Annotated in this window: 10 protein-coding genes and 1 riboswitch; of the genes, 6 read left to right on the top strand and 4 right to left on the bottom strand. The window is 48.7% G+C overall.

Annotated elements, in window-relative coordinates:
- Positions 1 to 120 precede the first annotated feature (120 nt).
- Together C3B51_RS05125 and C3B51_RS05120 are read left to right on the top strand one after the other, a co-directional pair.
- Entirely contained in the window at positions 121 to 561 is a 441-nt protein-coding gene (locus tag C3B51_RS05125) for an exonuclease III (protein WP_125718875.1), read from the top strand.
- 249 nt (positions 562 to 810) lie between these two features.
- Complete coding sequence (locus C3B51_RS05120; protein WP_130244381.1) at positions 811 to 3,477, top strand: TonB-dependent receptor plug domain-containing protein; 2,667 nt, start codon at positions 811 to 813, stop codon at positions 3,475 to 3,477.
- Between the two features lie 63 nt (positions 3,478 to 3,540).
- On the opposite strand, the gene C3B51_RS05115 is transcribed toward C3B51_RS05120, so the two are convergent.
- The 4 genes from C3B51_RS05115 to C3B51_RS05100 form a co-directional block, all read right to left on the bottom strand.
- A complete protein-coding gene (locus C3B51_RS05115; protein ID WP_130244380.1) occupies positions 3,541 to 4,122 on the bottom strand; it encodes a DUF4136 domain-containing protein in 582 nt (193 codons plus the stop codon).
- Positions 4,123 to 4,228: 106 nt separating this feature from the next.
- The gene (locus C3B51_RS05110; protein ID WP_130244379.1) at positions 4,229 to 7,006 is read right to left on the bottom strand and encodes an ATPase; all 2,778 of its coding nucleotides are present in this window, start codon (positions 7,004 to 7,006) and stop codon (positions 4,229 to 4,231) included.
- Positions 7,003 to 7,554 carry a condensin complex protein MksE gene (locus tag C3B51_RS05105; protein WP_125718882.1) on the bottom strand — a complete coding sequence of 184 codons (552 nt, stop codon included), beginning with the start codon at positions 7,552 to 7,554 and terminating at the stop codon, positions 7,003 to 7,005. The genes C3B51_RS05110 and C3B51_RS05105 overlap by 4 nt, the downstream gene beginning before the upstream one ends.
- An 8-nt stretch (positions 7,555 to 7,562) precedes the next feature.
- Entirely contained in the window at positions 7,563 to 8,819 is a 1,257-nt protein-coding gene (locus C3B51_RS05100; protein WP_125718885.1) for a hypothetical protein, read from the bottom strand.
- A gap of 157 nt (positions 8,820 to 8,976) precedes the next feature.
- Between C3B51_RS05100 and nhaD the strand changes: the two genes are divergently transcribed.
- From nhaD to C3B51_RS05080, 4 genes are all read left to right on the top strand, one after another.
- Positions 8,977 to 10,224, top strand: a complete 1,248-nt coding sequence (gene nhaD / locus C3B51_RS05095) for a sodium:proton antiporter NhaD (RefSeq protein WP_125718887.1) — start codon at positions 8,977 to 8,979, stop codon at positions 10,222 to 10,224.
- A 117-nt stretch (positions 10,225 to 10,341) separates the two neighbouring features.
- Positions 10,342 to 10,515: riboswitch (Lysine riboswitch) on the top strand.
- A gap of 84 nt (positions 10,516 to 10,599) precedes the next feature.
- Positions 10,600 to 11,946, top strand: a complete 1,347-nt coding sequence (gene lysC, locus C3B51_RS05090; RefSeq protein WP_130244378.1) for a lysine-sensitive aspartokinase 3 — start codon at positions 10,600 to 10,602, stop codon at positions 11,944 to 11,946.
- A 90-nt stretch (positions 11,947 to 12,036) separates the two neighbouring features.
- Entirely contained in the window at positions 12,037 to 12,567 is a 531-nt protein-coding gene (locus tag C3B51_RS05085; protein WP_130244377.1) for a DUF924 family protein, read from the top strand.
- A gap of 184 nt (positions 12,568 to 12,751) precedes the next feature.
- On the top strand, positions 12,752 to 14,077 hold the full coding sequence (locus C3B51_RS05080; protein ID WP_130244376.1) for a sodium-dependent transporter: 1,326 nt from the start codon (positions 12,752 to 12,754) through the stop codon (positions 14,075 to 14,077).
- Positions 14,078 to 14,103: the final 26 nt, after the last annotated feature.

Genomic DNA, 14,103 nt, shown 5'->3' with positions numbered 1-14,103 from the left:
AAGCGCCTGATTAGGGAGTTGTGAATAGGCTATTAAATGATCAGGAAAGTTGAGTTTTACCATTTACACGGCAAAACTTGTATATATAATGCGCTCCAATTCGTTCATTTGGGGTAAATTATGTTTAAGTCTCTCTCTCTTGTTACATTGATCTCGGTTGCATCTTTTTCAGCTACTGCTGCCTCTGGGGCACAGGTTGTGAGCGCTAACGCGTCACCAGAATCGAAAGTATGTGCTATCGCGGCGGAACAAGGTCTGAGTGCTGCACGTGTATATGGCGCAAAGCACGGTGTATTCGTATCACGTTTTTCTAAAACACTTGAGTGTAACGGTGAAGACATTCGTACATTTGCCAAGCAGGTTGACGCTGAGTCAGCTGACAGCCAGGCGAAAGTAAAACTGGTAGCCAAAAACGGCACAATTGCGACTGAACTATGTCTAAAAGCAGCCAAAGAAGGGCTGTCTAGCCTGAACAAATACCGTCATCAGGCACGCAACCTAAAGTGCAATGATGTACCTGTTAAGCAATTTATTAAAAACATCAATAATACGGCTATCTAAATACCCGTTATTAATGCAATAAATAATGCAATAAAAACCCGACCAGATGTGTCGGGTTTTTTGATCTCTCCGCACAGGCCGATACAGCGCCATGGATACTGAGTCAGTGTCTGCATCAAGCACTCAAATGTGTATTTTTAGTAACTCCAGCTTCTGCCTTGTATATTTATGTGTTCTTAAAGTGTTTTCTATATGTTATAAAATATTTGGTAATTACAAATATAATTAACACTATGGAGAAGAGTAAGAATGAAAAAGGGGATTACACTCACTGCACTGGCAGTCTCAACAGTCCTTGCTGGTAGCTTTCAGACAGCCCTGGCAGAAGAAGGCGAAGTCGAACGCATCGAGGTGACCGGCTCGCACATTAAACGTTCCGATATGGAAGGGCCTTCACCGGTTCAAACCATTTCAGCATCCGATTTGGCAGCCACAGGTTCAACCGATCTGATAGGCGCCCTGCAAAAACTTCCGGTCGCGGGCACAGGTACCTTTAGTACTCAGGGTAACTCCAGTGATGACACAGCAAACGGTGGTTCCAGTGTGGCGCTGCGTGGCCTTGGTGCATCATCGACTCTGGTATTGATTAATGGTCGACGGGTGGCTGTAAGCCCGTTTGCAAAAGACATTGAAACCTCATTTGTAGACTTAAATACCATCCCGGTTTCTGCGGTAAAACGTATTGATGTGCTTAAAGATGGTGCATCAGCAACGTATGGTTCAGATGCGGTAGCGGGTGTGATTAACATCATCTTGCGCAATGATATCGACGGATTTGAAGTTGCGGCTAAAGTCTCTGACACCGCAGATGGCGGTGGTGAAGAGCAGAACTTTACCTTACTTTGGGGTAACTCTACCAACAAAGGCCATCACAACTTTACACTTGATTACTTCAAACGTGGCGACGTGTTCTACTCAGATCGGGATTACACGGCCACAGCAGATCAGACCTTCCGCGGCGGTAATAATTCACTGAGCTCGTCAGGCTTCCCTGGTAGTATTGAAGTGGAGCGTGCCTCATTGAGTGACGAGCAATGGGCACGCCTGCCAGTCGTGCGTACTGAGGATGACGGCACTCAGGTTCGTCAAACCCTGTTCGCTGACGTGTGGGGCAATGATGTCTGTCCTGCAGATATGATAATCGGCGATATATGCCGTTATGACTATGCGCCACATATGAGCCTGGTGCCCTCAACCGAGCGGGTTACCTTTAACTACAACGGTGTTCAGGAGATCATGGATGGCGTAGAGGGCTTTGCAGAGTTTTCGGCGCAGCATGCTTCGACCTTTATTCAGGGCGCTGCCAGCCCAAGCTTTACTGAACTCACCATGGCGGGTGATAACCCGAACCACCCTTTGGCCAATCAGCCAGATCACTTCCTGCATGGTGTAGATATCTCAATGCGACGCCGTACGGTGGATATTGGTAACCGTAAAAAAGACGTTGATTCAGAATACTATCGTGCGGTTATGGGCATGCGCGGTCAGTGGCAGGATTGGGAGTGGGAGTTTGCTTACTCTGCCATTCGCTCCAGCGCGGTTGAAAAAGGCTTTGATGGCTTCCCCAATAAACGTCTTGCGCAACAAGCCATTGATGAAGGCCGTTGGAATCCATTCGAACCCAGCACTAACACACAGGAAGGATTGGATTTCTTTGAAACGACTACCACCCGATATGGTTCTTCGACTATGCAATCACTCGATGGTACTATTTCTGGTGAATTGTTTGAATTTGGCGATGGCTACGTGTCGGCGGCGTTTGGTTTTGAGCACCGTTATGAAAAAATAGAAGATAACCCGGATAACCAGTACCTTAGGGGCGAGATCTTTGGTACCGAAGCGACACAAGCGAACGGTGATCGGGACAATACCGCGGTGTTTGCAGAATTCAGTGCGCCATTACTGGAAAACCTGGAACTTCAGTTAGCACTGCGCCATGAAGATTACAGTGATTTTGGTAATACTACAGATCCTAAAGTGGCTTTTCGCTGGACACCCATCGATTCTGTTGTGGTACGTGGCTCCTGGGGCACAGCATTCCGCGCGCCCTCACTTGTTCAGTTACACCTGGGCCGCACCGACGAATCGCCTAGCGTAATCGATAAAGAGCGGTGTAAGCAGACTGGCGCCGATGCCGATTGTTCGCCAACCGAATATACCGCCATCGTTGCCGGTAACAAGCTATTGCAGCCAGAAGAATCGGAAAACTTCAACCTGGGTGTGATCTGGCAGGCGACGGATACCTTTAGCATAGGCGTGGATTACTGGAACTATGATCAGGAAGATCTGATCAAAAAAATTGGTGCGCAAAAGCTGGTCGACTGTTGCGGAACCGATCCAAACCTGGTGGTACGTGCTCCGAGTCAGGGCAGCACCTTAGGCCGTATTCTGGAAATCAATGATACCTTTGTGAACATTGGTGGCCGTGAAACCGATGGTCTGGACTTAGACATCGAATATTTGCTTAACACGTCTGACATGGGTGAGCTGCGCTTTAACTACAACCTTACTTATACGCTGAATTTTGAAGAGCAGTCGTTTGAAAGTGATGATGCAGGTAATACCAGCACTGTGGTTGAAGATCTCAATGGTGAGTACCAGCATCCTAAATACCGCTGGACAGCTGGCGTTGACTGGTCAATGGATGATTTTGTTGCCAACCTGAGCTTTAACTATGTCGACAAGAATCTTGACCTGGCAGACAGCAACGGGGATAAATATGAAATTGATTCCTGGACCACGGTTGATACCAGCGTCAGCTATGTCGGCTATGACAAACTGACCGTGACTATAGGCGCGTCAAACCTGTTTAATGAAGAGGCGCCTTTGGCTCCGTCTGAATCTATGGGGATTGATAACAAGACTCACAGCGCATTGGGTCGTCAGCTTTATCTGAAGTTTGGCTATCAGTTTTAATTAGTTGTACAGACAGTAAAAAGCCAGTGCTATCAACAGAAGCACTGGCTTTTTTGTGGCTATTTAATGCTGAACTTTAGGCGGGAAGTTTGCCAGGATCTCGGCAATGGTTTTATTGACCGACTCGGTACGTTGCTCAGGGGTTTGTTTTGCGCGCAAACGGCTTTCTTTGGCACCGCGCCAGACTAGCTGATTAGAAGTGCGGTCGATGATATCGACCACCAGTGTACCGACTTTATATTCTCTTGCTGTGGTGTGGTGGTCGACGCCCCAGCCCCAATAGTTCCAGCGTGCGCCGTAGCTGACTTTAAAGGTATCTACCTCAAGCTTTTTGTCGACGGCAACGTGGTAGTTGATCAATATATCTGCCTGAGCCGGGTCTGTCAGTTTGAACCCCTGGCTGGCCATTTGCTCGGTAATGGCGTTACGAATGCGTTTTTCCATCAGCCCGTTGACTTGATAGTTTTGCGGACGGGCCTGCAAGCTGGCTTCAGCTGACCAGGCATAGGTTTTGTAGTTGGCAAACTCAACAGACTTGTCGTAGTCCCAATCCGGTGTAGTGCCACAGGCACTGAGCATCAGTAAACTTGCCATAACGGCAAAGGTCCGGGCGCTGACAAAGTGTTTTTTCAGTTGGTTCAGCATGGTTTACTCCTTAAAAGCATTCAATTTAAAGCGTAATTTAGTATACGACAGTTAAAGTGGGAAGATCATTACAAAAAAGGGCACTACATTGTGCCCTGATTTTATCTTAGCTGTGCTCGACTTCGATCCAGTCTTTTTCGTCAACCCAGTTCTGGCTGCCCTGGTTGACGCTGCGGATTGGCACCAGGTAGTCACAACTGATCTGAGGTTTAACCGAGGCGAAGATCGGCACAAAACCAAAGCTGAGGGCGGTTTCGATGATTGCCTTTTGGTTTTGCGGGTCGATGTCGGCCGCTTCATCAATGTAAATCGGAATACGATACATCGCCTGCTCCTGATCGGAAAGCAGGTAGCGAATAAACAACATACCACACAACAACTTAATGGTGATCCGTGTACCATTAGAACCGGCAGAGTCAATCTTATCAAAGTGCTCAGTATCGCCTGCGCGGTTGACCACCTCAAAGCGGATATCAAACAGGTCGGTCAGTGTCAGGCCCGCTTTATCACTGGCCAGTTTGATAATGTGATCTTTGGCCTCGTTAACGGCATTACTGTCGGCTGGCTGCTCGCTCAGCAGGTCAAAGCTCTCGCCTTGCTCGTACAAGTCGGAGGTTGCGATAATGGTATCGATACTCTCGACCAGCATTTTTCTTGGGATCACATTGATTTTAAACGCTTTGAGGTTCGAGATGCGGTGCTGACTAATACCCTTATTAAAGCTGTTCATTTCCCGGCGCAGGCGGTCTAAATCTTCACGCAGGCCTTTAATGGTCGCCGCAACTTCAGTCAGAGCAACCCGTGCCTGGCGCTCCACCGCATCACGCTCATTGTCTATGTTGTGATAGGCGCTGATCAGCTTGGCGTATTTTGTCGCGTCGTCCGTTTCATTGTCGAATTTGGTAATACCGGCATTGTAAATGTGCAAATAAGTATTGCGCACATTGACATCCAGGTTACGCAGCTCCTGACAGTCTTTGTTGAACTGATGGATCACTTCTGCTAGGTTGTCAAAGTCCAGATTGATCTCGACCGGGTAGGGGGTTTGCTTACCACTATACAAGTCCAGCGTGTGATCGATGCGCTCCGACTTCACTTGCTTAAGGCGATCCGCCTGGCGCAGGATCAAATCTTGTTTGCTTTTGATAATAGAGCGGCGATCGGAAATGGAGCCTGCATTGCGTTGCACATCTTGCAGGTAGTCGTCGACCTGTTCACGTTCGGCTTGCAGCTGATCTTGCAATGCCTGCTGTGCTTCTGCCGACTGCGCCATGGTCTGGAATTGCTCAAAGCGCTTCAGTGCCGCTTCGGTGGCCATCAGCTCATCGTACAGGGCATCACGCTCTTGCTGCTTTTCGGCCACATTGGCAGACACTTCACGCTGTTGCTTCAGCTCCAGTAACGATTGCTGTAGTGCGTCTAACTTTGCCTGCAACTGGGCTTTATTTTCGCCACTTTGCATTTGTACCGGCGCCAGCTTTTTCAGCTTAATAGTGGCGCCGGGCAGTTTAAGTTCGCCGCCTTTGACCGCCGTAGACAACTGGGCGAGAAAATCACCGAAGGCATCGTCGTCACTGATCTCAACTTCGCCCTTACCTGTGGTAGCAAAAGACAAAATATCCGGGTTAAGAATACGAGAGATCTCTTCGACTTCTTTGAGTGACAGGTCTTCACGCATTCGGGTAAAGAGGTTGAACTCCAGGTTTTTCATCTGAAGTTTCAGGCTCTTAACCTGCTTTTGTGTTTCGCCAATCCGATAGTCGAGAGTGTGCAGGCTCTGGCCCTGCGCACTGTTAATCGAGAACGACAGCTGTTCGTACTCTTTTTTCAGCAGCGTCAGGTTGGTTTTCAGCGTAGCATGATTGGTCAGCTCAAATTCGGATTTGAGTGCGTGATAGTCGGTAAACCATTGCTCAATCTGGGTTTGCTTACGCTCAATATCGCGCGACTGCTGTACATACAGTTGTTGCTTTTCTTCAAAATCGCGTTTTTCCTGCTCAATGTTTTCAAGCTGCTCATTAAGCTCGCCAATTTGGCTCTGTTGGTACTCATCAAATTCCACAATGGCTTTGTCGAGCTTAGGCGCATAAGCGGCAAGCTTGCCCTTGAGGGTCGCTTCGCCTTCGATCATTTGTTCCAGTGCAGCAATGGGTTCCTGCATAGACTCCAGTGCGTTCAGCTCACGGCGAGATCGGTTTACTTTATCAAACGCACGACGCCACACTTCATAGAAGTCGACTTTGGAGTTAGACATATGACGTTCAAACACCTTGAGCATAAAGCGTTTTACGTCGTGGGCGCCCAGTTTGTGCAGGTTCAGGATACGGCGGAAGATCTCTTTATATACAGCGGCATCCTGAACATTATTCAGCGGGATCATCTTGAGGTTGATGTCACCATCGTATGGCGTTGCACCACCAGTCAATAATGCATTCAGCTCCGCGGCCTTTAGCTCAACAGGATTAAAGCCTTTTTCCTGCAAATGCTTGAACAGTTTAGTGTACTTTATGATGCTTTTGCCCTGGGTAAAGTCATCCAGGTTGAGCTTGCCGTTATAGCAAAAGAACTGGTGGGCATAGCCTGCAATTTTACCTAAACCCGCAACGCCAATCACCACGTCGCCATGAGGCAGGTTGGCTTCAAGCAGGATATAAGACTGATCACTTGAAAAGTAGAATTTGCGGGTTTCTTCCAGATCGTGACCATCCCATTCGGTCAGGCGTAAATCGTTGATCAGCGGAAACTGCAAGGCATTGATAACCGAACTTTTACCTGTGTTGTTTGGGGCACAGATTGACGCACTTTTATCTAGTGGGATCACACACTTGGCATAACCTGCGGTGTTGAGCAGGGCGAGTTTACTGAGACCATACAGCTTGTTCATACTTCATCCTCAAGTGCGTCGTAATTGTCTTCGTTCACTTCCATCAGTGCATCGATATAACGATAAACCGGCGCCAGCAGCGAAAAGCCTTGCTCTACTTCGCGAGCCAGTCCCAGGCGCACCATGCGCAGACACACGTCTTTACGCAGATCTGAGCCCGAGAAAATCTCCAGCTGATCAAACAGGTGCTTGTTAAGCTGCACCAGAGTCTGCATCAGCTCCAGGTCTAATACTTCGTCAAACAGGGCGCGCAAAGGGTCTTTACCCTGGTTGGCAAAATGTTCGATCAGGATAAATACGGTCAGCGCGATGGCCCGGGAGATCTTACCCATGTTGGGGGTGCTTTCGTCGCTGGCCAGATAATAAAAGCCACGGCTATCGTGTTGCAGGTCGTGACCAAGTGCGCTGAACAGTGCCTGGTAAGACTCAATGTGCTGATCCAGCTCCTGCCACTGTGTGGTGTCCTGTTCGCTGATGTGGTAGCCACTGACCAATTTTTTATTGATCGCCTGTAACTGGCTGAGTTCGTCTAGATTAATCTGTGTCATGGTGATTACTAATTGTGGTTATCTGTTTGCTTGTCCGTTGCACTGAACGGATAAAGTCGAATACGGGTGTTGGCGATTTGCATCGTTTGCTGTTGCTCATCCTGGGCGATGTCCAGTTCAGGATCGCTGATCAGTTTTTGGTACAGGAACAGCATTTCATCCGCTTCCAGAGCCGGGTATTGTTCGTTCAGGAAGCCAAGCAGGGCGGTGCGCTTTTTACCAGAGCCTTTAAACGATTTACGTACATCCGAATAATCGGGGATGTTGGGGCTCTGATAAGCGGGCACATCCTGCTGATCGGGTAGCTGATATTCTTCGTGCTCAAACTCGCTGAGGCTGGCCATATAAGCCACCATATGGCGCTGCTGGCCGAGACTGAAACGCTGAATGTCTGACACAAAATGCGGCTGCACCGGCGCAAGCATGCGGTCAACGCCATTTTTACGGATCAGGCCCAGCACTTTGGCTGCCTGGCGGGTAATAAGCGTGTTACGTCTGAGCTCTTCACGCAGTGGCATCAGCATATCGGCACTTTTACCTAAACTTTCGCGGCCGATTAAGTGCATATCGAGGATCCGGGTACGCAGTTGCTCAAGCATACGTTTGTCTTGTGCGCCGCGGCCCAGTTGCTCAATTTGCGCAATTTGTTCACTGATCTGGTGCTCAATGGTGGTGAAACAGGCCTGAAAGGGGCCATGAATATCCACCATTTCCAGCATAGGCTCTATGTATTCATCAAATGCCTCAATCACGGCTCGGTAGCGTTTTTGCAAAGACAGGTTGCCCTGGTCGGACTTTGCCTGCTCTACCAGGTTCATGATGGCGCTTTCGTTATGGTGGTAGAGTTTGACGATTTTACGCACTCGTTCATCCATAATGCGGCTGAAACGGCGCAGTTCGCTGTGATCGCCCTCATCACCGGCCTGAGCCAGGCGTTCACCCAGACGTTGCAGATCTTTGACTAATACAGTGATCTCTTCGGCCAGGCCAAGATGTTCTTCTTGTAATAAGAAACTGGCAAAGTCGGCCACGGCACGGTTAATTTCGAGCTGTGACGATTTAGCCAAAGGAATAATAATTTCCTGATTAAGCAAGCGGTTGGTTTCTTTATAGATGCGCTCACTCGACCAGTTAGGGTTTTTCATTTTGATGATGTTTTGTACATCTTTGAGGCTGAAATCGGCCATCTTAAAGCGTTTAAAAAGCAGCTCCAGGACGCCCCAGTGTTCATTCAGCGTATTTAATACTTTTTTGGCTGGGATCATAGCTTTCCAGTGTGTATCAATTTTGTGACGGTATCAGGTAAGAAAATTGTCATAATGTGTAACTACTCGTGGCACAGTGTGCTGCTAAGTGATAGACTCCGCGCCGAAAACGTTACCCTTCACAATTTTTACTTTTGATTACAGGTTGTTTACGCATATGGTCACGCCCATTATCCTAACCCTGATAGCGGTCGCTTTTGTGCTTATCGTTATAGAGGATATTATCCATGTAAACAAGGCCAAAACGACCCTTTTTTTTGGCACTTTATGTTGGATTATCCTATTTATCTCCCCACTTCATGGCGAAAGCTCAGAAACTATACAACATCAGCTCGACCACAACATTCTTGAAATCGCCACCTTGTGGTTATTCCTGATGGCGGCGATGACCTTTGTTGCCTATCTGAATTCTAAAGGTTTTATCCAAAACATTGTCCACCGGGTGATGCCAACCCAGATCAGTGAACGCAAAATGATGTTCCTGGTGGGTGGCTTTGCTTTCTTGTTTTCTTCGATTTCTGACAATATTACCGCAACGCTTATCTCGCTGGCGGTGGTGATGTCGCTAAAACTCGATCCGAAGAAGCTCATCAAGTATGCCACATTGATCATCTTCAGTGTTAACTCGGGCGGCGTGTCTTTGATCACAGGTGATGTGACCACACTGATGATTTTCCTCGCCGGTAAGGTCACGATCCCCGATTTGTTATTACTGGTGGCGCCTTCCATTATCAGCGTACTTTTGCTGGCAACCATGCTGTCTATGGGAATGAAAGATCAGCTGGTATTTGAAAAGCAAGCGCTGCGCAGAATAGAGAAAACAGACATTACGATCGCGGTGATCTTTATGACGACCGTACTCACCACACTGTATCTGAGCGTACAATATCAGGTCCCGCCCATGCTGACTTTCCTCTGTGGCCTGTCGGTGATGTTTTTGATGGCGCAGTTTTTGATGCGCAAAAAGGACGTCAATAAAAAGATCATCGATTATATTCGTGAAATTGAGTACGACACTTTGCTGTTTTTTGTCGGTGTACTATTGCTGGTTGGGGCGCTAAAAGAGGTGGGTGTCCTTAATATGTTCACTCAGTTGTATGAGTTCGTTGACCCTCAGTATGCCAGCTATCTGGTGGGTCTGATGAGTGCTGCAGTTGATAACGTGCCACTGACGGCTGCTTTGCTCAAAGCAGACATCGTTATGAGCCCACAGCAATGGCTGACCTTTACCTATGCGACAGGCGTAGGCGGCTCTATGCTGATCATCGGCTCGGCGGCTGGGATCATTGCAATGAGTAAAGTAAAGGCTCTAACGTTTACGAGTTACTTAAGAATGAGCCTGTATTTGTTAATTGCCTACACGGCAGGTTATGCCGGTGCCTTTTTTATGGGGCAATTTATTTAATCTTTAATGACAGGGTCAATTTTATACTTGACACCTAGACGTCTAAAAGATACCTTTTTCAAGCCCGCTCAAAATGCGGGCTTTTATTTTGCCAGGATTCAGTTAAATCCCGGCAAAATAAGCAGAAGAGGCGCGATGCTTAGGTAGCTGATGTGAGGTGACGATAACCCGTGACCATCAGTGAGGGAGGTACTCGCCGAGGAAAACCATGCTACGTCGGCATGATTTTTCGGTCCTGGAGGTTGAATCCTCGGGACTGTCACCGTTTTCAGGTGGAGAGCTTCTGGCAGAGGTCATTTCTTTATGGTTAGTCCATCCTGTTGCCAAGTTCTCCTTATTGATGTTGATCGCCGTGTGTGATCCCAAGGAGATAAAATGAATTCCCAGTATGTCGTTGCTAAATTTGGCGGCACCAGTGTTGCAAACTTCGAAGCCATGCAGCGATGCGCCGCTATTGTCCATGATAACCCCGATGTTCGCGTGGTGGTGGTCAGTGCCAGTGCCGGTGTAACCAATCACCTGGTGACCCTGACACAGCAAAAAGTCGATGCGGCTGAGCGTGAGGCGCTCTTTCAGTCTGTGATGGAGATCCAGCAGGACATTCTGGCATGTCTGACACTCGATGCCGACCTGGCAGCGGGCTTTAACGACACAAAAGAGGCTTTTTATACGCTGGCTCAATTACCTGCGCTGGATGCACAACAATGTGATGAGATGCTGAGCTTTGGCGAGCGTTTTTCTTCCTATTTATTCACTCAGGTTCTCAGAGACTTAGGCGTTAACAGCAGCCGCTTTGACGTACGTCAGGTGCTGAAAACCGACCGCCAGTTTGGTAAAGCTGTACCCGATGTGGCCGCAACGCGCGACGCAGCCATGGCCCACCTGGCACCGCAGCTTTCACAGCAGGTGGTAGTGACTCAGGGTTTCATAGGTAGCGACAACCAGGGACAAACCACCACATTAGGGCGAGGCGGTTCAGATTACAGTGCGGCGCTACTGGCGGAGGCCATTGCGGCGCAAAGCGTACACATCTGGACGGATGTTGTGGGTATCTTCAGCACCGATCCGCGTCTGTGCCACAAAGCACGGCCGATTGCCCGGCTGAGTTTCGATGAGGCAGCCGAAATGGCCACCTTTGGTGCCAAAGTATTGCACCCGGCCACTATCTTGCCGGCCAGTCGCAGTGGCATTTCGGTATTTGTTGGCTCGAGCAGAGATCCCCATGCCGGTGGCACCTGGATTGAAAAGAACAACCGCTCTGAGCCGGGTATTCGCGCGGTCACACAGCGCAAGAACCAAATCTTGCTGACCCTGAAAAGTCCAGAGATGTTGTTAGCCAGTGGTTTTCTGGCGCGCATCTTCACTATTTTAAGTGCACACAATATTTCGGTTGACCTGGTTACTACCTCGGAGATCAGCGTCGCGCTGACACTCGATAATGCCCCCAATGCCACGCGCCCGGAACTGGCGCAGGCGTGTCTGGATGAGCTGGGTGAGTTTTGTCAGGTCAGTGTTGAGAACAACCTGACCCTGGTGGCCATGATAGGCTCTGAAATTCAGTTGCGCCATGGCGAAGCAAGCCTGATGCAGGTATTGGCAGATTTTAATATTCGTTTGATCTGCCATGGGGCGAGTCGTCATAACCTGTGCTTCCTCGTTGAGCAGGGCGAATCAGATGCCGTGGTTCAGGCGATCCATAGTCGCTTATTGGAAGCTGCATAAACCAGGGACAGGCTAAGTCTGGCTGGACACATCATTCGGAGCGGGTAATACTCGCTCTGAAAGCGAAATTTTTTACTCACAGGTGTGTCCATGGAATATCAGGAAGTTTATCAGTTCTGGTTTGTAGAATGTCAGGAGCAGGACTGGTGGCAAAAATCAGCTCAGTTTGATAATAAAATCACAACCAGATTTGCACAGTTACACCAGCAGGCCATGGCCGGGGAGCTGGCCGAATGGCGCAAAACTGCGGTGGGGGCGCTGTGTGAGATAATCGTACTGGATCAGTTTTCACGTAACATGTTCCGTGATACACCCGCCGCCTTTGCCAGCGATCCGCTGGCATTGTGCCTGGCTCAGCACGCCATTGAAAAAGGTTTTGATCAGCAGCTGGAGAAAACCCAGCGCACCTTTATGTACTTACCTTTCATGCACAGTGAGAGCCTCAAAGTACATCAACAGGCGGATGCCTTGTTTAAGTCCTTGCCAAATTATGAGTTTGAGTTGGCGCACAAAAAGATCATTGAGCAGTTTGGCCGCTACCCCCATCGCAACACCATTTTAGGACGAACGTCGAGTGATGAGGAGCTGGCTTTTTTAAAAACGCCTGGTTCAAGCTTTTGAGTATGGTTTAGCAGCCTGTCAAGGCCGCCTTTCACTCAGGTTTTGGTTGAGGAGCAGCTCCGGTTTAGGGGGACAAGCGCCCATCATTTCAGGCTGTTCCGATTTGCTCTAACTGACACTCGCATTTTGTTTACAAGTGCGTATAATCGCCAGTCTACAACAATAATTAACTTGGCATTCGATTATGGCTCAAGTGCGTGAAGGTTTTCAAAGCCGTCTGGGCTTTGTGTTAGCGGCAGCCGGTGCGGCAGTCGGACTTGGTAATATTTGGGGCTTCCCTACTCAGGCAGCAAACCACGGTGGTGGCGCGTTTTTGCTGGTCTATTTCATCGTCATTTTCTTACTGGCATTACCTGCCTTGTACACTGAGCTGTACCTGGGGCATCAGGCGCAAGCCAACCCGGTTAAAGCGTTAAAACAAGCCTGGCAGGAAAAGCAGCCTAAAGTCGGTGCGTCTGCGGGTTACATCGGCCTTGCCGGTGCCATAGTCATGCTCAGCTTCTATTCTATTGTTGCCGGCTGGATGTTGGCGCACTCGCTTGAACCGCTTGCTCGTTTAGTTGGCTGGGAAGAAGCCAGTGCTTTTTTGTCCGGTGATTCGACCTTACGGAATTTTATCTTTACCCCTCTGATGCTAATGCTGACGGCTGGCATTATTTTGCAAGGGGTAAAATCCGGGATTGAAACCTGGTCGCGTCGACTCATGCCAGTACTACTTATGCTGTTGGTGGCGCTGATTGCCTACATGGGCACGCTGGAAGGCGCTGCGGCCGGGTTTAAAGCGTACCTTGTGCCCGATTTTAGCAAAATAGGCGACCCAGAGTTGATCATCGCAGCCATGGGACAGGCGTTTTTCTCTTTATCTTTGGGGGTTGGCTGTATGATGATTTATGGCTCTTACTTAAAGCCTAATGAAAACCTGCCAAAACTGACTTTTAGCGTGGCTATGCTGGATACCGGCGTGGCTTTTCTGGCAGGGCTTTTGATCATTCCGGCTTTGTTTATTGCCCAGAATAATGGTGTGGAAGTTTTCCAAAATGGCAAACTGGTCGGCGAGGGCAGACTTATCTTTGCCATTTTGCCTGAGCTGTTTGCAACCATGGGCGAAATTGGCCTGTTCGTTGGACTGACTTTCTTTATATTAATGTCGATAGCCTCACTGACATCCACGATTTCATCCACTGAAATCCCGGTGTCGTTCCTGGTGGAAAATCATGGCTTTAAGCGCTCACAAGCAACCTGGGTGGTGACCCTGGTGCTGTTTGTCTGCTCGGGCACGATTATCCTCAATTTTGACTGGTTGTTTGGCTTAGTGATTCAGGTATTCACCCAATACCAGCTGCCATTAATGGGCTTGTTCTACTTTATTACAGTAGGCTGGGTGTGGCGTCGTGGTAATCAGCTGGCACTGGAGTGCAGTGGCAAGATGTACTGGTTTGCCCAATATGTGCGCTTTGTCTGCCCGGTGCTGATGACAGCCGTTTTTGCTAATGTGGCTTTTTTTAAGTAACAGCAGTTGTTTGAATGCAAAAAAGC

The organism is Pseudoalteromonas rubra (assembly GCF_004212645.1).
Classification (GTDB): Bacteria; Pseudomonadota; Gammaproteobacteria; order Enterobacterales; family Alteromonadaceae; genus Pseudoalteromonas; species Pseudoalteromonas rubra_G.
This window is presented reverse-complemented; position numbering and strand designations above follow the sequence as displayed.